General features: G+C 71.6%; 19 protein-coding genes. 14 read left to right on the top strand and 5 right to left on the bottom strand.

Translation table 11 applies throughout. The annotated features are described in order from the left end of the window. The first annotated feature begins 49 nt into the window (after window positions 1–49). From ACI2LY_RS14560 to aroQ, 5 genes are all read left to right on the top strand, one after another. A complete protein-coding gene (locus ACI2LY_RS14560) occupies window positions 50–628 on the top strand; it encodes a TerD family protein (protein WP_393597337.1) in 579 nt (192 codons plus the stop codon). A gap of 65 nt (window positions 629–693) precedes the next feature. Continuing rightward, window positions 694–2,472 (top strand): TerD family protein, encoded by a 1,779-nt coding sequence (locus ACI2LY_RS14555; RefSeq protein WP_404707451.1) that lies wholly within the window; start codon window positions 694–696, stop codon window positions 2,470–2,472. A gap of 221 nt (window positions 2,473–2,693) precedes the next feature. Further along, window positions 2,694–3,689 (top strand): TerC family protein, encoded by a 996-nt coding sequence (locus tag ACI2LY_RS14550; RefSeq protein ID WP_404707450.1) that lies wholly within the window; start codon window positions 2,694–2,696, stop codon window positions 3,687–3,689. 50 nt (window positions 3,690–3,739) lie between these two features. Continuing rightward, window positions 3,740–4,840, top strand: coding sequence for a calcium:proton antiporter (locus tag ACI2LY_RS14545; protein WP_404707449.1), 1,101 nt, complete (start codon window positions 3,740–3,742; stop codon window positions 4,838–4,840). Between the two features lie 94 nt (window positions 4,841–4,934). Beyond that, entirely contained in the window at window positions 4,935–5,408 is a 474-nt protein-coding gene (gene aroQ, locus ACI2LY_RS14540; protein WP_393603682.1) for a type II 3-dehydroquinate dehydratase, read from the top strand. Window positions 5,409–5,435: 27 nt separating this feature from the next. Here the strand turns inward: aroQ and ACI2LY_RS14535 are convergent, their stop codons facing one another. Next, window positions 5,436–6,092, bottom strand: coding sequence for an MBL fold metallo-hydrolase (locus ACI2LY_RS14535; RefSeq protein WP_404707448.1), 657 nt, complete (start codon window positions 6,090–6,092; stop codon window positions 5,436–5,438). A 46-nt stretch (window positions 6,093–6,138) separates the two neighbouring features. Beyond that, a complete protein-coding gene (locus tag ACI2LY_RS14530; RefSeq protein ID WP_404707447.1) occupies window positions 6,139–6,825 on the bottom strand; it encodes a maleylpyruvate isomerase family mycothiol-dependent enzyme in 687 nt (228 codons plus the stop codon). A 225-nt stretch (window positions 6,826–7,050) separates the two neighbouring features. Here ACI2LY_RS14530 and uvrA point away from each other — a divergent pair, with 225 nt between their 5' ends. Further along, on the top strand, window positions 7,051–10,080 hold the full coding sequence (gene uvrA, locus ACI2LY_RS14525; RefSeq protein WP_404707446.1) for an excinuclease ABC subunit UvrA: 3,030 nt from the start codon (window positions 7,051–7,053) through the stop codon (window positions 10,078–10,080). A gap of 76 nt (window positions 10,081–10,156) precedes the next feature. Here uvrA and ACI2LY_RS14520 read toward each other — a convergent pair whose 3' ends face one another. Both ACI2LY_RS14520 and ACI2LY_RS14515 read right to left on the bottom strand, forming a co-directional pair. Beyond that, entirely contained in the window at window positions 10,157–11,068 is a 912-nt protein-coding gene (locus ACI2LY_RS14520; protein WP_404707445.1) for a carbohydrate kinase, read from the bottom strand. Beyond that, window positions 11,065–12,174 (bottom strand): LacI family DNA-binding transcriptional regulator, encoded by a 1,110-nt coding sequence (locus ACI2LY_RS14515; protein ID WP_404707444.1) that lies wholly within the window; start codon window positions 12,172–12,174, stop codon window positions 11,065–11,067. The genes ACI2LY_RS14520 and ACI2LY_RS14515 overlap by 4 nt, the downstream gene beginning before the upstream one ends. Window positions 12,175–12,435: 261 nt before the next feature. Here ACI2LY_RS14515 and ACI2LY_RS14510 point away from each other — a divergent pair, with 261 nt between their 5' ends. Then, complete coding sequence (locus tag ACI2LY_RS14510; protein ID WP_404707443.1) at window positions 12,436–12,861, top strand: Rieske (2Fe-2S) protein; 426 nt, start codon at window positions 12,436–12,438, stop codon at window positions 12,859–12,861. Window positions 12,862–12,900: 39 nt separating this feature from the next. Here the strand turns inward: ACI2LY_RS14510 and ACI2LY_RS14505 are convergent, their stop codons facing one another. Then, the gene (locus ACI2LY_RS14505; RefSeq protein WP_404707442.1) at window positions 12,901–13,848 is read right to left on the bottom strand and encodes a hypothetical protein; all 948 of its coding nucleotides are present in this window, start codon (window positions 13,846–13,848) and stop codon (window positions 12,901–12,903) included. A gap of 316 nt (window positions 13,849–14,164) precedes the next feature. On the opposite strand from ACI2LY_RS14505, the gene uvrC reads away from it, so the two are divergent. The 7 genes from uvrC (at window position 14,165) to ACI2LY_RS14470 (ending at window position 25,174) form a co-directional block, all read left to right on the top strand. After that, on the top strand, window positions 14,165–16,294 hold the full coding sequence (uvrC, locus tag ACI2LY_RS14500; protein ID WP_404707441.1) for an excinuclease ABC subunit UvrC: 2,130 nt from the start codon (window positions 14,165–14,167) through the stop codon (window positions 16,292–16,294). Then, entirely contained in the window at window positions 16,291–17,292 is a 1,002-nt protein-coding gene (gene rapZ, locus ACI2LY_RS14495) for an RNase adapter RapZ (protein WP_388992042.1), read from the top strand. Before uvrC ends, rapZ begins: the two co-directional genes overlap by 4 nt. Beyond that, a complete protein-coding gene (yvcK, locus tag ACI2LY_RS14490; protein WP_404707440.1) occupies window positions 17,289–18,383 on the top strand; it encodes a uridine diphosphate-N-acetylglucosamine-binding protein YvcK in 1,095 nt (364 codons plus the stop codon). Before rapZ ends, yvcK begins: the two co-directional genes overlap by 4 nt. Beyond that, window positions 18,374–19,363: a DNA-binding protein WhiA gene (gene whiA / locus ACI2LY_RS14485; RefSeq protein WP_388992036.1), complete on the top strand. Its 990-nt coding sequence runs from the start codon at window positions 18,374–18,376 to the stop codon at window positions 19,361–19,363. Before yvcK ends, whiA begins: the two co-directional genes overlap by 10 nt. A gap of 177 nt (window positions 19,364–19,540) precedes the next feature. Continuing rightward, complete coding sequence (locus ACI2LY_RS14480; protein ID WP_404707439.1) at window positions 19,541–22,519, top strand: M14 family zinc carboxypeptidase; 2,979 nt, start codon at window positions 19,541–19,543, stop codon at window positions 22,517–22,519. Between the two features lie 297 nt (window positions 22,520–22,816). Further along, complete coding sequence (gene gap, locus ACI2LY_RS14475; RefSeq protein ID WP_388992030.1) at window positions 22,817–23,827, top strand: type I glyceraldehyde-3-phosphate dehydrogenase; 1,011 nt, start codon at window positions 22,817–22,819, stop codon at window positions 23,825–23,827. 135 nt (window positions 23,828–23,962) lie between these two features. Continuing rightward, a complete protein-coding gene (locus tag ACI2LY_RS14470; RefSeq protein ID WP_393911312.1) occupies window positions 23,963–25,174 on the top strand; it encodes a phosphoglycerate kinase in 1,212 nt (403 codons plus the stop codon).

Below are 25,174 nucleotides of genomic sequence, written 5' to 3'. Positions count from 1 at the left end.
CAACCGCGCGATGCGCGGCAACAGGGGAACACCGAGAGGGGATTCAGCCGTGACCGTCAACATGACCAAGGGCCAGGCCATCAGCCTGGAGAAGAAGGACGGTGCCACCCTGACCGCGGTCCGTATGGGTCTCGGCTGGCAGGCGGCGAAGCGACGTGGGCTGTTCGGCTCGCGCACCCGCGAGATCGACCTGGACGCCTCGGCGGTCCTCTTCGCGGAGAAGCAGCCGGTCGACGTCGTGTTCTTCCGTCATCTGGTGAGCGACGACGGTTCCGTCCGCCACACCGGCGACAACCTCGTGGGCGGGGTCGGGCAGGGCGGCGACGACGAGGCCGTCCTCGTGGACCTCCAGCGGGTCCCGCCCCACGTCGACCAGATCGTCTTCACCGTCAACTCCTTCACCGGGCAGACCTTCCAGGAGGTGCAGAACGCGTTCTGCCGCCTCGTGGACGAGACCAACGGCCAGGAACTCGCGCGCTACACGCTGGCGGGCGGCGGCGAGTACACCGCCCAGATCATGGCCAAGGTGCACCGCGCGGGCACCGGTTGGACGATGACCGCGCTGGGCGAGCCCGCCAACGGGCGCACGTTCCAGGACCTGATGCCCGCGATCCTCCCGCACCTGTAGGACCGCACTCGCAGGACCGCACCCGCCGGGCGCGCACGACAACACGACAGCAGGGGGCGACGGCGATGGGGACCGAACTGGTGCGGGGGCAGAACCATCCGCTGCCCCGGACCCGGCTGGAGATCCTGATCTCGGCCGAGGTCCCCGTGCTCGCGGCGGCCGCCCTCGGTGACGAGGGGGGCCGCGTCCCTGACGGCGACCGGATCGCCCATCCCGGCGCCGCCGCCCCACCCGGCGTCGAGGTACCTCGCGCGGCCGCCGCCGCGCACCGCCTCGCCGTCGACCTGGGCGCGCTGCCGGAGGCCGTGCACCGCGTCACCGTGCTGCTGGCCATGCCCGAGCAGCCGGGTGCGGACCCGCGGTTCGGCGCGATCGCCGCCCCGCGGGCGACCGTCACCGATGCCGACGGCAGCGAGATCGCCCGCTTCACCCTCACTGGGCTGGACGCCGAGTCGGCCGTCGTCGCGCTGGAGCTGTACCGCCGCCAGGGCGGCTGGAAGGTGCGCGCGGTCGGCCAGGGGTACGCGGACGGCCTCCCCGCGCTCCTCGCGGACCTGGGGCTGCCCCGGCCGCGCGAGATCGCCGAGGCCATGTGGGAGGCGGAGCGCCCTGGCGAGCCGGAGGCCGTCGTCCCGGAGGCCCGCCCGGCCGGTGGCGGACCGGTCGACTACACCCACCCCGGGCGGCAGGCTTCCACGGCCGACGCCGCCTCCGGGGAACCGCCGCGCCCCGTCGCGGGTGACGCGGCGGGCTGGTCGATGGAGGAACGGCTGTACAACCAGGTCTGGGGCATGTTCGAGGACCTGGCCCGCGCCACCGCCGCCTTCCGCAGTGCCACCGACTTCGCCGCCGCCCGCCTGGACCGGGAGCTGGACGAGGTCCTCGCCGACCCGCGCGCCAGGATCGGGGGCGCCGGTGACGCGGCACGGCAGGCGGCCCAGGCCAAGCACGATGAACTGGTGGGCCGGGCGCAAGCGGCTCACGACCGCGACCTGGCCCAGCTCATGGCCGAGGCGGAGGTGGTCGAGCCCGCCCTGCCGCCCGCGTACGCCCAGTGGTCCAGCCCGGTCTGGCAAGGTCACCGGATGCCGACCGAGCCGCCCCAGGCCGTCCGGCTGGGCGATCTCCACCTCCCCGAGAGCGCGCTTCTGCGTATCCCGATGCTGGTCAGGCTGCCGCTCGAACGGGGCCTGTGGGTCGACAGCGGCGCCACACCGGCCGACTTCGCGGATTCCGTGGACCGGCGCCGTCAGGCCCTGGAGGTGGCCGTGGCCCTCGCGGCCCGGCTGCTCGCCGTCCATCCGGTGGGGGAGTTCGCCCTAGAGGTCGTCGATCCGGCCGGTGCCGGAGCCGGGCCGCTCGGGGCCCTCACCCGGACGGGTGCGCTGACGGGACCGCCCGCGACCGGCGCGGCCGGGGTGGCGCAGGCGCTGGAGGAGCTCACCCGGCGGGTCGATCTGGTGCGCATGGCGATCAGCGGCGGCGCGACCGAGGCACTGCCGGACGGCTTCGACACCGCCCGGCGGCTGCTGATCGTCAACGACTTCCCGCAGGGCTTCGACGACCGCGCCCTGACCCGGCTCCGCTTCCTCGCGGACGAGGGTCCGGCGGCCGGGGTCCATCTGCTGCTGGTCGCGGACCGCGCTGACGCCGAGGCGTACGGGCCGTTGCTCGACCCGCTGTGGCGTTCGCTGATGCGACTCACCCCGTCGCCCGACGACCATTTCGCCGATCCCTGGGTCGGGCATGCGTGGACCTTCGAACCGGCCCTCCCGCCGCCCGGCAGCGCGGTCGTCCAACAGGTGCTCGGCGCGGTCTCCGCAGCCAGGATCAAGGGAAAGTAAAGAACCTCTGAGCTGCTCACTTGGTCTTTATTTTACCTTTCTCTTTACTCTTCCTTGGTGATTGCGCTACCGTGTTCGTGCGGAGGGGAGTACTCCCTGATGCGGCGCACCCGTCAGTACGAATCCCCATGGATTCCGGGGCGCCGGCCCGTTCCCCGGGTGGAAGAGACCTCCGGCAGCGACAACGCTGATGTTTGCCGTGACGTAATGCCGGAGGTGCAGTGGACGTCTCGATGACCCTGTGGGTCCTGACCATCGTGGGGCTGGCCGCCCTGATCGCGGTGGACTTCTTCATCGGCCGCAAGCCGCATGAGGTGTCCATCAAGGAAGCGGGCATCTGGACCGCCGTCTGGATCGCCCTGGCCGGGCTCTTCGGCCTCGGACTGCTCTACTTCGGCGGCGGCCAGCCCGCCGGGGAGTTCTTCGCCGGTTTCATCACCGAGAAGTCGCTGAGCGTCGACAACCTCTTCGTCTTCGTCCTGATCATGTCGAAGTTCGCGGTGCCCGCGCAGTACCAGCAGCGGGTGCTGCTCTTCGGCGTGCTCATAGCCCTGGTCCTGCGGGCCGTCTTCATCGCGGCCGGCGCGGCGATCATCGCCAGCTTCTCCTGGGTGTTCTTCATCTTCGGCGCCTTCCTGATCTGGACCGCCTGGAAGCTGATCCAGGAGGCCCGCGCCGATCACGAGGACGAGGAGTACGAGGAGAACAAGCTCCTGAAGGCCGTCGAGCGCAGGTTCGGCGTCGCCGACCGGTACCACGGCACCAAGCTGTGGATCGAGGAGAACGGCAAGCGGGTCATGACCCCGATGCTGGTCGTGATGCTCGCCATCGGCACCACCGACGTGCTGTTCGCGCTGGACTCCATCCCCGCGATCTTCGGCCTGACGCAGGACCCGTACATCGTCTTCACCGCGAACGCCTTCGCCCTGATGGGTCTGCGCCAGCTGTACTTCCTCATCGGCGGTCTGCTGAAGAAGCTGGTCCACCTGTCGTACGGCCTGTCGGTCATCCTCGGCTTCATCGGCGTCAAACTGGTGCTGCACGCCCTGCACGAGCTCGGGGTGCATGTCCCCGTGATCAGCATCCCGGTCTCCCTGGGCGTGATCTGCGGCGTGCTGGTCATCACCACGATCACCAGCCTCATCGCCTCCCGGAAGCAGGCCGCCGCCGAGGCGGCCGGAGGCGACGGCACCTCCAAGGACAGCATCGACGCCTGACACGAGACGAACGGAATGCGAACCCTGTACGCCTCTGCCACCATCACTGCATGATCACTCGGCTCAGGTCGCTCGCCGCGCGGTGGACGCTCCTCGTGCCGGTGCTCGCGGTCGTCCTCCTCGTCCTCACCTGGGGCCGCGGCCTGCACGGCGCGGTCGTGGCCCTGGTCACCCTCATCCTCGCCGGGGCCGTCCTGGCCGCCGTGCACCACGCCGAGGTGGTCGCCCACCGGGTCGGCGAGCCCTTCGGCTCCCTGGTGCTCGCCATCGCCGTCACCATCATCGAGGTGGCGCTGATCGTCACCCTCATGGTCGACGGCGGGGACAAGACCTCCACCCTGGCCCGCGACACGGTCTTCGCCGCCGTGATGATCACCTGCAACGGCATCCTCGGCATCTGCCTGCTGGTCGCCTCCCTGCGCCACGGCACCGCCGTCTTCAACCCCGAGGGCACCGGAGCCGCCCTGGCGACGGTCGCCACCCTGGCCACCCTCAGCCTGGTGCTGCCCACCTTCACCACCAGCAAGCCCGGCCCCGAGTTCTCCACCGTGCAACTGACGTTCGCGGCCCTGTCCTCCCTGGTCCTCTACGGCCTCTTCGTCGCCACCCAGACCCTGCGGCACCGTGACTACTTCCTGCCGGTCACCAAAGAGGGCGACATCATCACCACCGCGGACCACGCGGCACCCCCGTCCGCCCGCCGCGCCTGGACCAGTCTCGGCCTGCTCGGCCTCGCCCTCGTCGGCGTGGTCGGCCTGGCCAAGGGCGTGTCGCCCACGATCGAATCCGGGGTGGAGGGCGCGGGTCTGCCTCCCGCCGTCGTCGGTGTGATCATCGCCCTGCTCGTGCTGCTTCCGGAGACCATCGCCGCACTGCGTGCCGCCCGCCGCGACCGGGTGCAGACCAGCCTCAACCTCGCGCTGGGCTCCGCCATGGCCAGCATCGGCCTGACCATCCCGGCCGTCGCCCTGGCCTCGATCTGGCTGTCCGGACCGCTCGTGCTGGGGCTCGGCGCCACGCACATGCTGCTGCTCGCGCTCACCGTGGTCGTCGCCTCGCTCACGGTCGTGCCCGGCCGTGCCACCCCGCTCCAGGGCGGCGTCCACCTGGTCCTCTTCGCCGCCTACCTGGAGCTGGCCCTCAACCCCTAGCACTGGGCCCGAAGGGCGCCCTGGCGGTCCGTGATAGACCGGGTGCGAGCAGTGGCCGCCGACCGGCCGCCCCGACGCACCGGAGGAACCCACCGTGCCCCGCACCCTGGCCAGCGCCCCGATCATGATCCTCAACGGGCCCAACCTGAACCTCCTCGGCCAGCGGCAGCCCGAGATCTACGGCAAGGACACCCTGGCCGACGTGGAGGCGATGTGCGCCGAGGCGGCGGCCGCGTACGGCGGCACGGTGGACTGCCGGCAGTCCAACCACGAGGGTCAGCTCGTTGACTGGATCCACGAGGCGCGGCTCGACCACGCCGGGATCGTCATCAACCCCGGCGCCTACTCCCACACCTCGGTGGCGATCCTGGACGCGCTCAACACCTGCGACGGCCTGCCCGTGCTGGAGGTGCACATCTCCAACATCCACCAGCGCGAGTCGTTCCGGCACCACTCGTACGTCTCGCTGCGCGCCGACGGGGTGATCGCGGGCTGCGGGGTGCAGGGGTACGTCTTCGCGGTCGAGCGGGTCGCCACGCTGCTGGGATCGGCCCGCGCCGACGCCTGAACGCGGCCCCGGCTCACCTCCGCGCGTTCACCACCCGCGCGCGTGCCACTCCGGCAGCTGCGGGCGCTCGGCGCCCAGGCTGGTGTCGTCGCCGTGACCGGGGTAGACCCAGGTCTCGTCCGGCAGCGCGTCGAAGATCTTCGTCTCCACGTCGCTGATCAGGCTGGCGAACGCCTCGGGGTCCTGGTGGGTGTTGCCGACCCCGCCTGGGAAGAGGCAGTCGCCGGTGAAGACGTGCGGGTGGCCGTGCGGGTCGTCGTAGACCAGCGCGATGGAGCCCGGCGTGTGCCCGACCAGGTGGCGCGCGGTCAGCTCGACCTGGCCGACGCGGATGACGTCCCCGTCGTCGACCGGCACATCGGTGGCGACCGGGATGCCGGAGGCGTCTTCCCGCCCGGCGTACGTACGGGCCCCCGTGGCGCCGACGACCTCGCCGAGCGCCTGCCAGTGGTCACCGTGCTGGTGCGTGGTGACGACGGCGGCGATCCCGTCCCGGCCGATCATGGCGAGCAGGGTGTGCGCCTCGGCGGCCGCGTCGATCAGGAGCTGCTCGTCGGTGGCCCGGCAACGCAGCAGATAGGCGTTGTTGTTCATCGGGCCGACCGCGATCTTGGTGATCATCAGGTCCTTCAGCTCGTGCACGTCCGCCGGACCGCCGACCCTGACCTCGCCGCTGTACGTCATGACGATCAGCCTATAGCGGGACGGGCGTTGGCGGCCCGGCGCCGTGTCACAGCGGCGGGAGCGCGGGCAGCTCGCCGCCCTTCACCTCCAGCGCGGTCCCCTCGCGGCGCCCGGCGAGCCAGCCCAGCAGGTCGGCCGGGGTGCCGGTGACGGTGACCTCGGGCTCGGGAGCCTCCCGCCCGGTGCTCCAGGTCCGCGTGCCGTCGCTCAGCAGCGTCGCGGGCACCTCGGCGTGGCCCAGGAAGCGCTGGGCCAGGAACTCGGTCTCGCGCTCGGTGAACTCGGCCGGGAGATCCTCCAGCTCGTAGCCGGTGCCGAGGTCGACATGGTGCAGCTCGACCTCCGCCCAGCGCCGGAACGGCAGCCGGGCCGCGACATCGGTGACGCCGTTGCGCAGCTCCACGACGCGGGTCCAGTCGCCCGGCGCAGCACCCGCCGCGTCGAACCGGGCCGCGCTGTCGCGGACGTCGGTGAGCTGGATCTCCAGGGGGCGCGGGGCGTCCCGCTCGATGTCGGCGTCGCGGGCCTCGGCGCTCACGTACATGGGGCGGCCGCCGAGGACGTTCACCAGCGCGTCGGCGTTGCGGGCGAGGTGGGCGACGACATGCCCACGCGTCCAGCCCGGAAGCCGTGACGGCTCGGCCAGTGCCGCGTTGTCCAGTACGGCGGCCGCGCTGAGCAGCCGTTCCGTCGCTTCCCGTACACGGGCCAGGTCATGAGCGTGATCAATCATGAGGCCCGACCCTAGCGGGACCACTCCTTCGGGTGAAGGTGGCGAACATCCTCCGTAATTCGAAAGCGCGTGCTATATCGTCGAAGGCGGCGTCGGGCATGCTGGATAGCTGGGGATTGTTATGCATCCGGGAATCCGACCGGCGTTGTCAGTGGCTCCCCCTAGGCTCGAAGAAGCACGGGGCCTCGGCCCCTGTCACTTCTCTGAAGAAAGGTGCGGACCGGCGTGGCCGACCGTCTCATCGTCCGTGGCGCGCGCGAGCACAACCTGAAGAATGTCTCGCTCGACCTGCCGCGTGACGCGCTCATCGTCTTCACGGGCCTGTCCGGGTCGGGCAAGTCCTCCCTGGCCTTCGACACCATCTTCGCCGAGGGCCAGCGCCGCTACGTGGAGTCGCTCTCCTCGTACGCCCGCCAGTTCCTCGGGCAGATGGACAAGCCCGACGTCGACTTCATCGAGGGCCTCTCGCCCGCGGTCTCCATCGACCAGAAGTCGACCTCGCGCAACCCGCGCTCCACGGTCGGCACCATCACCGAGGTCTACGACTACCTGCGCCTGCTCTTCGCGCGCATCGGCAAGCCGCACTGCCCCGAGTGCGGCCGCCCGATCGCGCGGCAGTCGCCGCAGGCCATCGTGGACAGGGTGCTGGAGCTGCCCGAGGGCAGCCGTTTCCAGGTGCTCTCCCCGCTCGTGCGCGAGCGCAAGGGCGAGTTCGTGGACCTGTTCGCCGACCTCCAGACCAAGGGCTACTCCCGCGCGCGGGTCGACGGCCAGACCATCCAGCTGTCCGAGCCGCCGACCCTGAAGAAGCAGGAGAAGCACACCATCGAGGTGGTCGTCGACCGCCTCACGGTGAAGGACTCCGCCAAGCGCCGCCTCACCGACTCCGTGGAGACCGCCCTCGGCCTCTCCGGCGGCATGGTCGTGCTCGACTTCGTCGACCTCCCCGAGGACGACCCCGAGCGCGAGCGCATGTTCTCGGAGCACCTGTACTGCACGTACGACGACCTGTCCTTCGAGGAGCTGGAGCCGCGCTCCTTCTCCTTCAACTCGCCCTTCGGCGCCTGCCCCGAGTGCACCGGCATCGGCACGCGCATGGAGGTCGACGCCGAGCTGATCGTCCCGGACGAGGACAAGTCGCTCGACGAGGGCGCCATCCACCCCTGGTCGCACGGCCACACCAAGGACTACTTCGGCCGACTGATCAACGCCCTCGCGGACGCGCTCGGCTTCCGTACGGACATCCCCTTCGCGGGGCTGCCCCAGCGGGCGAAGAAGGCCCTGCTGTACGGCCACAAGACCCAGATCGAGGTCCGCTACCGCAACCGGTACGGCCGGGAGCGGGTGTACACCACCCCGTTCGAGGGCGCGGTCCCGTTCGTCAAGCGGCGGCACAGCGAGGCCGAGAGCGACGCCAGCCGGGAGCGCTTCGAGGGCTACATGCGCGAGGTGCCCTGCCCCTCCTGCGAGGGCACCCGCCTGAAGCCGATCGTCCTCGCGGTCTCCGTCATGGGGAAGTCGATCGCCGAGGTCTCCGCGATGTCGATCAGCGACTGCGCGGACTTCCTGGGCGAGCTGAAGCTGAACGCCCGCGACAAGAAGATCGCCGAGCGCGTGCTGAAGGAGGTCAACGAGCGGCTGCGCTTCCTGGTCGACGTCGGCCTGGACTACCTCTCCCTGAACCGCGCGGCGGGCACCCTGTCCGGCGGTGAGGCCCAGCGCATCCGCCTGGCCACCCAGATCGGCTCCGGCCTGGTCGGCGTGCTCTACGTCCTGGACGAGCCGTCCATCGGTCTGCACCAGCGGGACAACCACCGGCTGATCGAGACCCTGGTCCGGCTGCGGGACATGGGCAACACGCTCATCGTGGTCGAGCACGACGAGGACACCATCAAGGTCGCCGACTGGATCGTGGACATCGGTCCGGGCGCCGGTGAGCACGGCGGCAAGGTCGTCCACAGCGGTCACCTCAAGGAGCTGCTGGCCAACACCGAGTCGCAGACCGGCCAGTACCTCTCCGGCCGCAAGTCGATCCCGCTCCCGGACATCCGCCGTCCCCTCGACCCGTCCCGGCAGCTCGTCGTGCGCGGCGCCCGCGAGAACAACCTCCAGGACATCGACGTGTCCTTCCCGCTGGGTGTCTTCACGGCCGTCACCGGTGTGTCCGGCTCGGGCAAGTCGACCCTGGTCAACGACATCCTCTACACCCACCTGGCCCGCGAGCTGAACGGCGCGCGGAACGTCCCCGGCCGCCACACGCGGGTGGACGGCGACGACCTGGTGGACAAGGTCGTACACGTCGACCAGTCGCCCATCGGCCGCACCCCGCGTTCCAACCCGGCGACGTACACCGGTGTCTTCGACCACGTCCGTAGGCTGTTCGCCGAGACCACCGAGGCGAAGGTGCGGGGCTACCAGCCCGGCCGCTTCTCCTTCAACGTCAAGGGCGGCCGCTGCGAGAACTGCTCGGGCGACGGCACGATCAAGATCGAGATGAACTTCCTCCCGGACGTGTACGTCCCGTGCGAGGTCTGCCACGGCGCCCGGTACAACCGGGAGACCCTGGAGGTCCACTACAAGGGCAAGTCCATCGCCGACGTGCTGAACATGCCGATCGAGGAGGCGACCGACTTCTTCGAGGCGGTGCCCGCCATCTCCCGGCATCTGCGCACCCTGAAGGACGTCGGCCTCGGCTATGTCCGGCTCGGCCAGTCCGCGACCACCCTGTCCGGCGGTGAGGCGCAGCGCGTCAAGCTCGCCAGCGAGCTGCAGAAGCGCTCCACCGGCCGCACGGTCTACGTCCTGGACGAGCCGACCACCGGTCTGCACTTCGAGGACATCAGCAAGCTGCTCACGGTGCTGACCGGTCTGGTGGACAAGGGCAACACGGTCGTCGTCATCGAGCACAACCTCGATGTCATCAAGACCGCCGACTGGGTCATCGACATGGGTCCCGAGGGCGGCGCGGGCGGCGGTCTCGTGGTCGCCGAGGGCACCCCCGAGGAGGTCGCGGCGGTTCCGGCCAGCCACACTGGCAAGTTCCTGCGCGAGATTCTCGGCGCCGACCGGGTCAGCGACGCGGGCCCGGTGAAGTCGACGCGTGCCACGGGTGCGCGGAAGACGGCCAAGTCCGCCGCCACCAAGAAGACGGCGGCGAAGGCGGTGACGGCCAAGGCCAACAGCACCGCGACCGCCAAGGCCCCCGCCGCCCAGAAGACCGCGGCGAAGAAGGCGACGCGGGCCCGCAAGGTCTGACACCGGTTCGCCGGAGCCTCGTACGAGCGGTGCCCCACGGGATGTTTCCGTGGGGCGCCGCTCGCTGTTCAGCCGGTCACAGTGCGCCCAGCTCGGCCGCGTACGGGGGCTCCGCGCCCGCGCGCGAGCAGGTGATCGCCGCCGCGCGCGCGGCGAAGCCGAGCAACCGCCGCCAGGAGTCCGGACCGAGGGCGTCCAGGGCCCGGGCGGACAGCGCGTCCAGGGTGGACAGCCCGTGCAGCAGGGCCGCGTTCACCGTGTCCCCGGCGCCGATGGTGTCCACGACGTCGACCTTCTCGCCGGGTACCCGGTGCTCCGAGCCGTCTGCGGTGAAGACCGTGAGGCCGTCGCCGCCCCGCGTGACCACCACGGCGGAGGGGCCCGCGGCCAGCCACTCGCGCGGGGTGCCGCCCAGCCACCGGGCGTCCTCCTCGGACAGTTTCAGCAGCGTCACCGAGGGCAGCCAGCCCCGGAACCGCTCGCGGTAGGCGTCCGCGTCCGGGATCAGTCCCGCCCGGATGTTGGGGTCGAGCGCGGTGAACAGGCCCTGCTCCGCGGCCGACCGCATCAGCTCCTCGTAGGCGCTCGCCCCCGGCTCCAGGGCCAGTGAGCAGGTACCGAAGGACACCGCGCGGGTGCCCTCGGGCAGGGCGGCCGGGGTGGTGAAGAGACGGTCGGCGGTGCCCTCGACGTAGAAGGAGTAGGCCGCCGAGCCGCCGGAGTCGATGGTGGCGACCGCGAGCGTGGTCGGCTCGGGGCCGCGCTGTACGGCGGACACGTCCACCCCGGCCCGCCGCAGGCCGTCGAGCAGGGCCTCGCCGAACGCGTCATGGGAGGTGCGGGAGGCGAAGGCGGTCGGTGAGCCCAGCCGACCGAGGGCCACGGCGGTGTTGAACGGGCCGCCGCCGAGCGCCGGTTGGAGGCCGGCCAGGGCGCCACGGCCCTGCGGTACCAGGTCGATCAGTGCCTCACCGGCGACGACGATCACGGGGTGGTTCCCTTCTCGGACTGCGAGGTTGGTTCCGTCCTCCGCCCGGCGTCCGCCGGGGGAGGGGTGCTGGCTTCTCCGGGCCGGGGCTCCGGGCATCCGCAGGACGCGCGATGGACGAGGACACAGGGCAGCCGTACGGTCGTGGCCGCCCGGTCCGGCGAAGCCAGTCGGTCCAGGAGCACTCGGACGGCCCGGGCCCCCAGCTCCCGGCTGGGCTGGGCGATCGCGGTGAGCCGGGGTGCGAACAGGTCGGCCCACGCGAAGTCGTCGAAGCAGCACAGGGCGATGTCGCCGGGCACCTCCAGACCGCGCCCCCGTAGAGCCCGCAGGGCGCCGATGGTCATCGCGTTGTTGGCGGTGACCAGTGCCGTCGGCGCACCGGGCAGGGAGAGCAGCGCGGCCGTGGCCCGCTCGGCGCCCGTGGACTCGGAGCTGCCGGACACCACGAGTTCCTCGTCGAGGGGGAGCCCCGCCGCGGCGAGGCCCTGCCGGTAGCCCGCGATCCGCTCGCTGGTGGTGCTGAGCCCCGGCAGCCCGGCGACCAGACCGATCCGCCGGTGCCCCAGCGCGGCGAGGTGGGTGACCAGCTCGGCCATGGGCCCGGAGTTCTCGGCACAGACCTGGTCGAACGACCCCTGCTCGTCCTCGGAGTCGGCTGGGAGCACCCGGTCCAGCAGCACCGTCGGCACGGCCTGGCGACGGAGATACGCGACGAGGCCGCCCGGCTCGGCCGAGGGCGCCACGATCATGCCGTCCACCCGGCGCTCGTGCAGCAGCTGGACGACCTTCAGCTCGTGCCCGGGGTCGTCGTGCGGGTCCGCGATGAGCAGGCTGTAGCCCGCCTCCAGTGCGGCCGCCTCCACGCCCTGCAGGATCTCCGTGAAGTACGGGTTGCTGATCGCCGACACCGCGAGCCCGATGGAACGGGTCCGGGAGGTCACCAGGGAGCGGGCGAGGGAGTTGGGCGTGTAGCCGAGGGCGTCGACGGCGTCCAGCACGGCCTGCCGGGTGTGGGGGAGCACCGGGCGCGTGCCGTTGAGGACGTGGGACACGGTCGCCACGGAGACACCGGCGCTCCGGGCCACGTCGGCCATGGTGGACATCGCGCTTCCCCTCCCACGTGATCCCGTCCACCGGCCGGGACGCGGCCGACGGATGCGGGCCACGGCGACCACCGTTGGTCCCACGGGCGGGAAGGTATCCCATCGGCGACCCGGGCGTAAACGCTTGCGCAAGCGCTTGCGAGAGCTCCGTCACCCGGAGACGCCCGCCCGCGCGCCCGTGCCCGGTCCACCCCGCCCCGATTCCGCCCCGTCCGCCCGGATAAGGTCGCCCTGCACGCCCTCTGACCTGTGGAGACACCGATGCCCGCCCGATCGTCCGCGAGCCGCCGTACCGTCCTTCGAGGAGCCGCCGTGGCGCCGGTCGCCGGACTCGGTCTCGCCGCCTGCGCCGCTCCCCAGGACCACCAGGCCGCGTCGGCGGTCACCTCCGCCGTCGACCTGGGGGCCGAGGGCGAGGTGGCCAAGGGCGCCGCGAAGCTCTACCGCGAGCACAACGTGGTGGTCGGCCGGGACGGCGAGGGCGGCCTGAAGGCGTACAGCCTGGTCTGCACGCACGCCGGGTGCGTGATCAACAAGCTGCGGGGCACGACCCTGGTCTGCCCCTGCCACGGCAGCGAGTTCGACGCCGTCACCGGCAAGGTGCTCCAGGCACCGGCGACCGAGCCGCTGGCTGAATTGCCGGTGAAGGTGTCCGACGGCCGGATCGTGGCGGGCCCGGCCGCCTGACGGCGCCGATCGCCCCTGCTCAGAGCGGTGGAGTGGCTCTCACTCCCACTCCCAGGCGATCCCGACCGTCCCCGGCCGCACCCGTGGCTCCACCACATGGACGCTGCGGTGCGGCTCGCTGACCGCCAGCTCCTGCCGTCCGGCGCGGGGCGCGGCGGGGGAGAACTGGGTGAAGCGATGGCAGCGGGCCGGGAGCGCGGACGCGTCGAAGCGCACCTGGAGCGCGTACTGCCCGCCCGGTGAGCCGAACCGGTGGACGTACTCGTGCGAGGCCCCGGCGGTGCCGTCGGTGATGCCGTACCGGAACAGGAAGGTGTCGCCGGAGCGCAGCCGGGTGCCGAAGAGCAGCTCGGCCACCAGGACGCCGGTCTCCCGGTCCAGCCGGACGCGGCCGGTGCGGCAGTTCTCCAGCGCCTGGACGGCCATGTCGTCCGGACTGCAGCCGGGGTCGCCGTGGTGGACGGCGACGAAGCGGTCCACGCCGTCGCGGTGGGCCCGCACGATGTGCTCGGACTCCCGGCTCGCCAGTTCGCGCCCGCCCCCGATGCGCACCCGCTCGTGGTGGCCGAGGGTGTGCATGCCGCCGTCCGGCGTCCAGTCCAGCTCCGCCCGGAGCCGGTCCAGTGTGTCGGACGCCTCGATCAGGGAGCGGTAGGAGCGGGGTGCCGGGCGGTCGCCGTCGGTCATCTCCGGCGCCTCGGCGAGCAGCCTGATGAGGGACTCCTCGGGCAGCCGGAGGATCTCCTCCAGCGCGCGCACGGCACGCAGCGACTCCGGGCGCTGGGGGCGGCGGGCGCCCTGCTGCCAGTAGCTGAGGCTGGTCACGCCGACCTTCACCCCGTGGCGCGACAGATGATGCTGCACGCGCTGGAGCGGCAGCCCGCGGGCGGCTATCGCGGCGCGCAGCGCCACATGGAAGGGGCCGCCCCGCAGGGCCGTCTCCAGCTCGGCGGAGGCGAGATCCGGGTGCTCTGTGACATGTGGCATGCACAGAAGCCTTTCTGTGAGGTGTCACCGCGGCTGGTCAGACCGCGGTGCGGGGTCGTGTGCCACCCCGTGGGGCGCCCGGGGGCGCGCTCGCGGGCGGGCACGCCGTTCGCGTGCGCCGAGTGCGCGGCCCCGAGTTCCCCCGCATTGAAGCGTGTTGACCAGACCCCGACAACACCCTGGGTCACGTCATGGCCTGGATCGTGACGCCCCGGCACGTGCGTCGGCGCGGTTGTCCACAGGCCGGTCCGGCGCCTCCGCCACCGTTGTCCACAGGCCCGGCGCGGTGTCCGCGCTCGCCAGTAGGGTGTGAGTCATGGCCGACCCCTCCAGCTACCGCCCCAGGCCGGGCGAGATCCCCGACTCTCCGGGGGTGTACAGGTTCCGTGACGAGCACCGCCGGGTGATCTACGTCGGAAAGGCGAAGAGCCTGCGCCAGCGCCTGGCGAACTACTTCCAGGACCTGGCGAACCTGCACCCGCGCACCCGCTCCATGGTCACCACCGCCGCGTCCGTGGAGTGGACCGTGGTATCCACGGAGGTCGAGGCGCTCCAGCTGGAGTACTCCTGGATCAAGGAGTACGACCCCCGGTTCAACGTCAAATACCGCGACGACAAGAGCTACCCGTACCTCGCGGTCACCATGAACGACGAGTTCCCGCGCGTACAGGTGATGCGCGGTCACAAGAAGAAGGGCGTGCGGTACTTCGGCCCGTACGCCCACGCCTGGGCGATCCGGGACACCGTCGACCTGCTGCTGCGCGTCTTCCCGGTGCGCACCTGCTCGGCCGGTGTCTTCAAGAACGCCGAGCGCACCGGCCGCCCCTGCCTGCTCGGCTACATCGGCAAGTGCTCCGCGCCCTGCGTCGGCCGGATCTCGCCGGAGGACCACTACGAGCTGGCCGAGGAGTTCTGCGACTTCATGGCGGGCCGCACCGGCACCTACCTCCGCCGCCTGGAGAGGCAGATGGCCGAGGCGTCCGACGAGATGGAGTACGAGCGGGCCGCCCGCCTGCGCGACGACGTCGGCGCCCTGAAGAAGGCCATGGAGAAGAACGCAGTCGTGCTCGCCGACGCGACCGACGCCGACCTCATCGCCGTCGCCGAGGACGAGCTGGAAGCCGCCGTCCAGATCTTCCACGTGCGTGGCGGCCGGGTGCGCGGCCAGCGCGGCTGGGTCACCGACAAGGTCGAGGAGATCACCACCGCCGCCCTGGTCGAGCACGCCCTCCAGCAGCTGTACGGCGAGGAGACCGGGGACGCCGTCCCCAAGGAGGTGCTGGTCCCGGCGCTGCCCGACCCGGTGGAGCCGGTCCAGGAGTGGCTGACCGGCAGGCGCGGGGCCAACGTCTCGCTGCGCATCCCGCAGCGCGGCGACAAGAAGGCGCTGATGGAGACCGTCCAGCGCAACGCCCAGCAGGCCCTCGTCCTGCACAAGACCAAGCGCGCCTCCGACCTCACCACCCGCTCGCGCGCGCTGGAGGAGATCGCCGACGCCCTCGGCCTGGACAGCGCCCCGCTGCGGATCGAGTGCTACGACATCTCCCACCTCCAGGGCGACGACGTGGTGGCCTCCATGGTCGTCTTCGAGGACGGCCTCCAGCGCAAGAACGAGTACCGGCGCTTCCAGATCAAGGGCTTCGCCGGGCAGGACGACGTCCGCTCCATGCACGAGGTGATCACCCGCCGCTTCCGCCGCTACCTGGCGGAGAAGGAGAAGTCCGGCGAGTGGGCGGGCTCCGACGACACCCCGGTGAACGGCACGCCCGGCCCCGCCGACGGCGTCCCGCTCGGCGCTCCGGGCGTCGCCCCGGCCGCCGGTGAGGACGACGGGATCATCGGGCTCAAGGACGACGACGGCCGCCCCAGGAAGTTCGCCTACCCGCCCCAGCTCGTCGTGGTCGACGGCGGACGTCCGCAGGTCGCCGCCGCCCGGCGCGCGCTGGACGAGCTGGGCATCGACGACATCGCCGTCTGCGGCCTGGCCAAGCGCCTGGAAGAGGTCTGGGTGCCCGGCGAGGAGGACCCCGTGGTGCTGCCCCGCAGCAGCGAGGGCCTCTACCTCCTCCAGCGCGTGCGCGACGAGGCCCACCGCTTCGCCATCACCTACCAGCGCGCCAAACGCGCCAAGCGGCTGCGCAGCGGCCCGCTCGACGAGGTGCCCGGCCTCGGCGAGACCCGCAAGCAGGCCCTCATCAAGCACTTCGGCTCGGTCAAGCGGCTGCGCGCCGCCACACTCGAGCAGATCCAGGAAGTACCCGGCATAGGCCGGAAGACGGCCGAGACCATCGCGGTGGCGCTCGCCCGTTCGGCCCCGGCCGCCCCCGCCGTGAACACGGCGACCGGAGAGATCATTGCCGAAGAGGAACCCGACACGACGGGCGGTTCCTCCGGAGAGTCCGTGAGCGCGGGCCTCCCGGACGACCGACGGGGGCAGGAGACATGACCGAGCACGAGGCACGGCCCACGGCCCAGCGGCCGGGCACACACGCGGCGGCGGACGACACCCCGCCACGGGCAGCGGAACAGGACAACGGAGCACAGGTGAGTCAGGACGTCACGCCGGCAGCGGCCAACGAAGCGCCCATCCCCGAGCTGGTGATCATCTCCGGCATGTCCGGGGCGGGCCGCTCGACGGCCGCGAAGTGTCTGGAGGACCTCGGCTGGTTCGTCGTCGACAACCTTCCGCCCGCCCTGATCCCCACCATGGTGGAGCTGGGCGCCCGCTCCCAGGGCAACGTGGCGCGGATCGCGGTCGTCGTGGACGTGCGCGGCCGCCGCTTCTTCGACAACCTGCGCGAATCCCTCGCCGACCTCGACAGCCGGGGCGTCACCCGGCGGATCGTCTTCCTGGAGTCCTCCGAGGACGCCCTGGTGCGCCGCTTCGAGTCGGTGCGCCGCCCGCACCCCCTCCAGGGCGACGGCCGCATCGTGGACGGCATCGCCGCTGAGCGCGAACTGCTGCGCGAGCTGCGCGGCGACGCCGACCTGGTCATCGACACCTCCAGCCTCAACGTGCACGAGCTGCGCGCCAAGATGGACGCCCAGTTCGCCGGGGACGAGGAGCCCGAGCTGCGGGCCACCGTCATGTCCTTCGGCTTCAAGTACGGCCTGCCGGTCGACGCCGACCTGGTCGCGGACATGCGCTTCCTGCCCAACCCGCACTGGGTCCCGGAACTGCGCCCCTTCACCGGGGTCAACGAGGAGGTCGCCTCCTACGTCTTCAACCAGCCCGGCGCAAAGGAGTTCCTCGACCGGTACGCCGAACTGCTCCGGCTGATCGCGGCCGGATACCGCCGCGAGGGCAAGCGGTACGTGACCATCGCCATCGGCTGCACGGGCGGCAAGCACCGCTCGGTCGCCATGTCGGAGAAGCTCGCCGCGCGCCTCGCGGCGGAGGGTGTGGAGACGGTGGTCGTGCACCGGGACATGGGACGCGAATGACGGAGCGTGTACGGCGGCTGCGCGCCCTGCGCCGCGTGGTCCCCGAGGGGCGCCTGAGCCGCGCCGCCGCCGAGGCCCGCGCGACCCGCCCCGTCGAGGCCCGCGGCGCGCGGCCCCGCAGGCGCGGGGCCCAGCCCAAGGTGGTCGCGCTCGGCGGCGGCATGGGCCTGTCCGCCTCGCTCGCCGCGCTGCGCCGGATCACCGGTGACCTCACCGCCGTGGTCACGGTCGCCGACGACGGCGGTTCCAGCGGACGCCTGCGCGACGAGCTGGGCGTGCTGCCGCCCGGCGATCTCCGCAAGGCGCTCGCCGCGCTGTGCGGGGACGACGACTGGGGCCAGACCTGGGCCCGGGTCATCCAGCACCGCTTCCAGTCCCAGGGCGACCTGCACGACCACGCGGTCGGCAACCTGCTGATCGTCGCGCTGTGGGAGCAGCTCGGCGACCATGTGATGGCGCTGGACCTGGTCGGCAGGCTGCTCGGCGCGCACGGCCGGGTGCTGCCCATGTCGGCGGTGCCGCTGGAGTTGCAGGCCCTGGTCAAGGGGCACGACCCGGAGCGCCCGGAGGACGTGGACACCGTCCGCGGGCAAGCGACGGTCGCGCTGACGCCGGGCGAGGTGCAGTCGGTGCACCTGGTGCCCTCCGACCCGCCCGCCGTGCCGGAGGCGGTCGACGCGGTGCTCGACGCGGACTGGGTGGTGCTCGGGCCGGGCTCCTGGTTCTCCTCGGTCATCCCGCATCTGCTCGTGCCCGAACTGCTGGACGCGCTCATCGAGACCAAGGCGCGCCGGGTGCTCTCCTTGAACCTCGCCCCGCAGCCCGGCGAAACAGAGGGCTTCTCCCCGCAGCGTCATTTGGAGGTTTTGGGGCGACACGCCCCTAAACTCGCCCTGGACGTGGTGCTGGCCGACGAGGCGGCCGTGCCCGACCGCGATTCGCTCACCGAGGCCGCCAAGCGGCTGGGAGCCGCGGTCGAGCTGGCGCCGGTGGCCCGGACCGACGGAACTCCCCGGCACGATCCGGAGCTGCTGGCCGCCGCGTACGACCGTATTTTTCGGATGCATGGAAGGATCGGCCCATGGCGATGACGGCAGCGGTGAAGGATGAGATCTCCCGGCTCCCCGTCACCCGGACCTGCTGCAGAAAGGCGGAGGTCTCCGCCATTCTGCGGTTCGCCGGCGGCCTCCACCTGGTGAGCGGGCGCATTGTGATCGAGGCGGAGCTGGACACCGCGATGGCGGCCCGGCGCCTCAAGCGGGACATCCTGGAGATCTTCGGCCACAGTTCCGAGCTGATCGTGATGGCGCCCGGCGGGCTGCGGCGCGGCTCGCGCTATGTGGTGCGGGTCGTGGCGGGCGGCGACCAGCTGGCCCGGCAGACCGGGCTCGTGGACGGCCGGGGCCGCCCGATCCGGGGCCTGCCCCCGCAGGTGGTGTCCGGTGCCACCTGCGACGCCGAGGCCGCCTGGCGCGGAGCCTTCCTGGCGCACGGTTCGCTCACCGAGCCCGGCCGGTCCTCCTCGCTGGAGGTGACCTGCCCCGGCCCCGAGGCCGCGCTCGCGCTGGTCGGCGCCGCGCGCAGGCTGTCGATCGCGGGGAAGGCCCGCGAGGTGCGGGGCGTGGACCGGGTCGTCGTCCGTGACGGCGACGCGATCGGGGCCCTGCTCACCCGGCTCGGCGCGCACGAGTCGGTGCTGGCCTGGGAGGAGCGCCGGATGCGGCGTGAGGTCCGCGCGACCGCCAACCGGCTCGCCAACTTCGACGACGCCAACCTGCGCCGCTCGGCGCGGGCCGCCGTGGCCGCCGGGGCGCGGGTGCAGCGGGCGCTGGAGATCCTGGGCGAGGAGGTGCCGGAGCACCTCGCGGCCGCCGGGCGGCTGCGCATGGAGCACAAGCAGGCGTCCCTGGAGGAACTGGGCGCGCTCGCCGACCCGCCGCTGACCAAGGACGCGGTGGCCGGTCGTATCCGTCGGCTGCTGGCGATGGCCGACAAGCGCGCCTCCGACCTGGGCATCCCCAGCACCGAGGCCAACCTCTCGGAGGAGCTGGCGGACAACCTCGTGGGCTGAGCCGCGGGAGCCGTGGAGGCACCGTGCCGACGCCGGTGCCGCCGCCCGTTCGGGTGGTCGGCACCGGCGTTTCGCGTGTCTCTGGGGCGCTCTTGACTCGATCATGCAGTGACATGAGCCTGGCAACCTGTTCGCCACTGTGGCGGACCACCGCGAGGGGGGTTCATGAGACACCGAGTGAGACCCGCATCCCGACCCGCAGCCAGACCAACAGGCAGACTCACGGCCAGGGCGGTCCTCGCCGTCGGCGCGCTGCTGGCCGGAGCGGCCTGCCTCACGCCCGTCGCGCAGGCGCGGGGAAGCGCGCCCGCCGACAGCGGCGACGAGGTCAAGGTCTTCCGGGCCGAGGTGACCCGCGCCCAGGTGCCCCTGCTGCTCAGGGCCGGGCAGGACGCCCATGAGCTGGGGGAACGGGTGGCCGCACGCGGCCGGACCGCCGTCGAGGTCTACCTCACCGACCGGCAGGCCAGCGGCCTGAAGGAGCAGGGCGTCCGCCTCACCGAGCACTCCCTGCCGACCGGCGCGAACAAGCGCCTGTCGGCCGCCGCCCAGGGCGTGTTCCGCCCGTACAGCGGCAGCGGCGGGCTCAAGGAGGAGATCCTGCGGACCGCCCAGGAGAACCCCGGCCTCGCCAAGGTCGAGTCCATCGGGCGCACCGTGCGCGGCCAGGACATCCTCGCGCTCAAGGTCACCAGGAACGCCCGGACCTCGAAGGACGGCTCCCGGCCCGCCGTGCTGTACCTGTCCAACCAGCACGCGCGCGAGTGGATCACCCCGGAGATGACCCGGCGCCTGATGCACCACTATCTGGACAACTACCGGTCGGACAAACGGATCAAGAAGCTCGTCGACACGACCGAGCTGTGGTTCGTCCTGTCCGCGAACCCCGACGGCTACGACTACACCTTCAAGGACTCCGGCACCCGGCTGTGGCGGAAGAACCTGCGCGACATCAACGGCGACGGTGTCATCGGCACCGGGGACGGCGTCGACCTCAACCGCAACTTCGGCTACAAGTGGGGCTACGACGACGAGGGTTCGTCCCCCAGCCCCGCCAGCGAGACCTACCGCGGTCCCAGCGCGCACTCCGAGCCGGAGACCAGGGCGCTGGACGCGCTGGAGAAGCGCGTCCGGTTCGCGTACGGGATCAACTACCACTCCGCCGCGGAACTCCTCCTCTACGGCGTCGGCTGGCAGGTCGCCACCGACACCCCCGACGACGTCCTCTACAAGGCACTGGCCGGAACCCCCGACAAACCGGCGATCCCCGGCTACCGCTCCCAGGTCTCCTCCGAGCTGTACACCACCAACGGCGAGGCGGACGGCCAGGCCGCCAACGTCAACGGCATGGCGATGTTCACCCCCGAGATGTCCACCTGCGCGACCGCCTCCGAGTCCGACCCGGACGACGCCTGGAACCCCGACGACTGCCGCTCGGTCTTCACCTTCCCGGACGACGAGACGCTGATCCAACGGGAGTTCGAGAAGAACGTGCCGTTCGCGCTGTCCGTGGCCGAGACCGCCGCCCACCCCGACCGGCCCGTCTCCACCGTCGGCCTGAGCGCCCCCGACTTCACCCCGGCCACGTTCACGACCTCCTACGCGCGGGGCGGCGGCCAGCAGGTCTCCGTCGTCGCCCGCAAGGCGGTGCGGAACAAGCGGCTGGTGTACCGCGTCAACGGCGGACGTTCGCACGAGCGGACCCTGCGCCCCTGGAAGGGCGGCGAGACCTACGGCGGCGACGACAACCTGCACTTCGACCAGTACCGCGCCGAGGTGCCCGGCGGCAGAGCCGGTGACCGGGTCGAGGTCTGGTTCACGGGAGGGGGCCGTGCGAAGGCGAGTCGCCACTTCACCTACACCGTCGCCGACCGCGGCACCGCCGATACCCTCGTCGTCGCCGAAGAGGGCGCGACCGCGACCCAGACCCGCGCCTACACCGACGCGCTGAAGGCGGCCGGGCGCAGGCCCCTGGTGTGGGACACCGCCCGGCGCGGCGCCCCCGACGCCCTCGGCGTACTCGGCCACTTCCGCACCGTCGTCCACTACTCCGGCCCCGCCGGACCCGGCAACGCCACCCAGCTCCAGCTGCGCGCCCACCTCAACGAGGGCGGCAAGCTGATCGAGGCCGGTGAGGGCGCCGGAGGCGACGTGGACCTCGGCGGCGGCAACCTCTCCGACGACTTCAGCCAGTACTACCTGGGCGCCTACAGCCGGACCGCCACCCCGGGCGTCACCGGCCTCACCGGCACCGGCAGGCTGACCGGCGTCTCCGCCGCGCTCGGGGACGCGCCCGGCAACCCGCTCGACGCGGCCGGTGCCTACGGCGTCACCTCCGACGAGCTGCCCGCCGCGAAGTACCCCCAGTTCCGCAGCGCGGGCGCGGGCCGGTTCACGGGTGCCGTCAGCCCGTACGGGCCGTACGCGGGCTCGTACATGGCCGCCGCGGTGCACACCGACGACGCCTACAAGCGCCTCACCCGCACCATCGACCTCACCGGTGTCGGCGCCGCCGACCGGCCCGCGTTCGGCACCCGGCTGCTGTGGGACACCGAGCGCGGCTACGACCACGCGGTGGTGGAGGTCCACACCGTCGGCGCCGACGACTGGACGACCCTCCCGGAGGCGGGCGGGGCCACCACCGACGCCGTGCCCGCCGAGTGCGGGGCCGGGTTCCTCGTCGAGGAGCACCCCTGGCTCCGGCACTACCTGACCCTCTCGGGCAACGACTGCGCGGCCACCGGCACCACCGGGCGGTGGCACAGCCTGACCGGCCGGTCGGCGGGCTGGCAGCGGGTCGACTTCGACCTGAGCGCCTACGCGGGCAAGCAGGTCGAACTCTCCGTCTCCTACATCACCGACCCCGGCACCGGCGGCCACGGTGTGCTCGCCGACGACGCCTCGCTCGTCATCGGCGGCAACGCGAAGGAGACGGAAGGGTTCGAGTCCTCCCTCGGCCCCTGGCGCGCCTCCGGACCCCCCGCCGGGAGCCCGGCGGTACTGAAGGACTGGACCCGCACCGGCACCCTCTTCCAGACCTACGGAGCGATCACCACCGACGACACCGTGCTGCTCGGATTCGGTCTCGAACAGGTCCCGTCGGCGGCCGAACGGACCGCCCTCGCCCGCAAGGCGCTGACCGCACTCGACAGGTGAGCGGGACCCCCTCTCAGTGGTGCGCGGAACGGCCCCGCATCAGGTGAGCCAACCCGCTCACGAACGAGTGAAAAGCGCGTCGGCGGCGCCCATCATTCCCTGACAAACAGGGGTGAAATCACCGCCGTTCCGGGGTGGTCCGTACCCTACTGACGGGTACGGACCGCCTGCCCGTTTATGCGTCATCTCGATGTCACCCCCAGGGCCCGGGAGGGGTAGGGTCAGGGTTGGTCGGGGACATCCCAAATACAGCTCGCCGGCACCGCATAGCCGGCGTACCAACGAGGAGATCGGTTCGTGACGATCCGCGTAGGCATCAACGGCTTCGGCCGCATCGGGCGTAACTACTTCCGCGCACTGCTGGAGCAGGGTGCGGACATCGAGGTTGTGGCTGTCAACGACCTGGGTGACACCGCGACCACGGCGCACCTGCTCAAGTACGACACCATCCTGGGCCGCCTCAAGGCCGAGGTGACGCACACCGACGACACCATCACGGTCGACGGCCACACCATCAAGGTGCTCTCCGAGCGCAACCCCGCCGACATCCCGTGGGGCGAGCTGGGCGTCGACATCGTCATCGAGTCGACCGGCATCTTCACCAAGCGCGACGACGCCGCCAAGCACCTGGCCGGTGGCGCCAAGAAGGTCCTCATCTCGGCTCCGGCCAAGGACGAGGACATCACCATCGTCATGGGCGTCAACCAGGACAAGTACGACCCGGCGAAGGACCACGTCATCTCCAACGCCTCGTGCACCACCAACTGTGTGGCGCCGATGGCGAAGGTCCTGGACGAGAACTTCGGCATCGTCAGCGGCCTGATGACCACGGTGCACGCGTACACCAACGACCAGCGCATCCTTGACTTCCCGCACAAGGACCTGCGTCGCGCCCGTGCCGCCGCCGAGAACATCATCCCGACCACCACCGGTGCCGCCAAGGCCACCGCGCTGGTCCTGCCGCAGCTCAAGGGCAAGCTCGACGGCATCGCGATGCGCGTCCCGGTCCCGACCGGCTCGGCCACCGACCTGGTCGTGGAGCTGCAGCGCGAGGTCACCAAGGACGAGGTCAACGCCGCGTTCAAGAAGGCGTCCGAGGACGGCTCCCTGAAGGGCTTCCTCTCCTACACCGAGGACGAGATCGTCTCCTCCGACATCGTCGGCGACCCGGCCTCCTGCACCTTCGACTCGTCCCTGACCATGGTCCAGGACGGCAACACGGTGAAGATCCTCGGCTGGTACGACAACGAGTGGGGCTACTCCAACCGCCTCGTGGACCTGACGACCTTCGTCGGCGAGCAGCTCTGATCCGACACAGCAGGACCTCGAAGTGAGAGCAGGGCTCGGGCAGCGCACGGCCGCGCTGTCCGGGCCCTGTCTCACGCACGGACCACGCCCTCTTACGATCAGGGGCACCACGAGCCCTCCTCAGGAGTCCACTCAATGAAGACGATCGACGAACTTCTCGCCGACGGCGTGAGCGGCAAGCGGGTCTTCGTCCGCGCCGACCTCAACGTGCCGCTGGCCGACGGGACCATCACCGACGACGGCCGCATCCGTGCCGTCGTGCCCACCATCAAGGCCCTCGCGGACGCGGGCGCCGAGGTGGTCGTCGCCTCCCACCTGGGCCGCCCCAAGGGTGCCCCGGACCCGGCCTTCTCGCTGCTCCCCGTCGCGGAGCGCCTCGGTGAACTCCTCGGCGCCCCGGTCGCCTTCGCCGAGGACACCGTCGGTCCCGCCGCCCACGCCGCCGTCGACGGCCTGGAGCCCGGGCAGGTCGCGGTCATCGAGAACCTGCGCTTCAACCCCGGCGAGACCTCCAAGGACGACACCGAGCGCGGCGAGTTCGCCGACCAGCTGGCCGCCCTCGCCGATGTGTACGTGGGCGACGGCTTCGGCGCCGTGCACCGCAAGCACGCCTCGGTCTACGACCTCCCGGCCCGGCTGCCGCACTACGCCGGGTACCTGATCGCCCGCGAGGTCGGCGTCCTGAAGAAGCTCACCGACGACGTCAAGCGCCCCTACGTCGTCATCCTCGGCGGCGCCAAGGTCTCCGACAAGCTCGCCGTCATCGACGAGCTCCTCGGCAAGGCCGACCGGCTGCTCATCGGCGGCGGCATGGCCTACACCTTCCTCAAAGCGCAGGGCCACGAGGTCGGCATCTCCCTCCTCCAGGAGGATCAGATCCCGGCCGTCAAGGAGTACATGGAGCGCGCCGAGAAGAACGGCGTCGAGCTGGTCCTGCCCGTCGACGTCCTGGTCTCCCCGGAGTTCCCGGACCTGAAGACCAAGGCGCCCTCCCGGCACACCGTGGTCGACGCGGACAAGATCCCCGCCGACCAGGAGGGCCTGGACATCGGCCCGAAGACCCGCGAGCTGTACGCCTCGAAGCTCGGCGACGCCGAGACCGTCTTCTGGAACGGTCCGATGGGCGTCTTCGAGCACCCCGACTACGCCGAGGGCACCAAGGCGGTCGCCCAGGCCCTCGTCGACTCCGACGGCTTCACCGTCGTCGGCGGCGGTGACTCCGCCGCCGCGGTGCGTACGCTCGGTTTCGACGAGAACGCATTCGGCCACATCTCGACCGGCGGCGGCGCCTCCCTCGAATACCTCGAGGGCAAGACGCTCCCCGGCCTCGCCGCACTGGAGGACTGA

This window comes from Streptomyces sp. NPDC002176 (genome assembly GCF_044903645.1).
Taxonomy (GTDB): domain Bacteria; phylum Actinomycetota; class Actinomycetes; order Streptomycetales; family Streptomycetaceae; genus Streptomyces.
The sequence above is the reverse complement of the archived record's forward strand: the minus strand, read 5'-3'. Positions and strand labels throughout refer to the sequence as shown.

Bases quoted from the DNA above. Each gene is read 5' to 3' on its own strand.
- ACI2LY_RS14555 (WP_404707451.1), top strand. From the start codon at position 694: ATGGGGACCGAACTGGTGCGGGGGCAGAACCATCCGCTGCCCCGGACC.
- ACI2LY_RS14545 (WP_404707449.1), top strand. From the start codon at position 3,740: ATGATCACTCGGCTCAGGTCGCTCGCCGCGCGGTGGACGCTCCTCGTG.
- ACI2LY_RS14535 (WP_404707448.1), bottom strand. From the start codon at position 6,092: ATGACGTACAGCGGCGAGGTCAGGGTCGGCGGTCCGGCGGACGTGCAC.
- ACI2LY_RS14530 (WP_404707447.1), bottom strand. From the start codon at position 6,825: ATGATTGATCACGCTCATGACCTGGCCCGTGTACGGGAAGCGACGGAA.
- ACI2LY_RS14515 (WP_404707444.1), bottom strand. From the start codon at position 12,174: ATGTCCACCATGGCCGACGTGGCCCGGAGCGCCGGTGTCTCCGTGGCG.
- ACI2LY_RS14510 (WP_404707443.1), top strand. From the start codon at position 12,436: ATGCCCGCCCGATCGTCCGCGAGCCGCCGTACCGTCCTTCGAGGAGCC.
- ACI2LY_RS14505 (WP_404707442.1), bottom strand. From the start codon at position 13,848: ATGCCACATGTCACAGAGCACCCGGATCTCGCCTCCGCCGAGCTGGAG.
- uvrC (WP_404707441.1), top strand. From the start codon at position 14,165: ATGGCCGACCCCTCCAGCTACCGCCCCAGGCCGGGCGAGATCCCCGAC.
- rapZ (WP_388992042.1), top strand. From the start codon at position 16,291: ATGACCGAGCACGAGGCACGGCCCACGGCCCAGCGGCCGGGCACACAC.
- yvcK (WP_404707440.1), top strand. From the start codon at position 17,289: ATGACGGAGCGTGTACGGCGGCTGCGCGCCCTGCGCCGCGTGGTCCCC.
- whiA (WP_388992036.1), top strand. From the start codon at position 18,374: ATGGCGATGACGGCAGCGGTGAAGGATGAGATCTCCCGGCTCCCCGTC.
- ACI2LY_RS14470 (WP_393911312.1), top strand. From the start codon at position 23,963: ATGAAGACGATCGACGAACTTCTCGCCGACGGCGTGAGCGGCAAGCGG.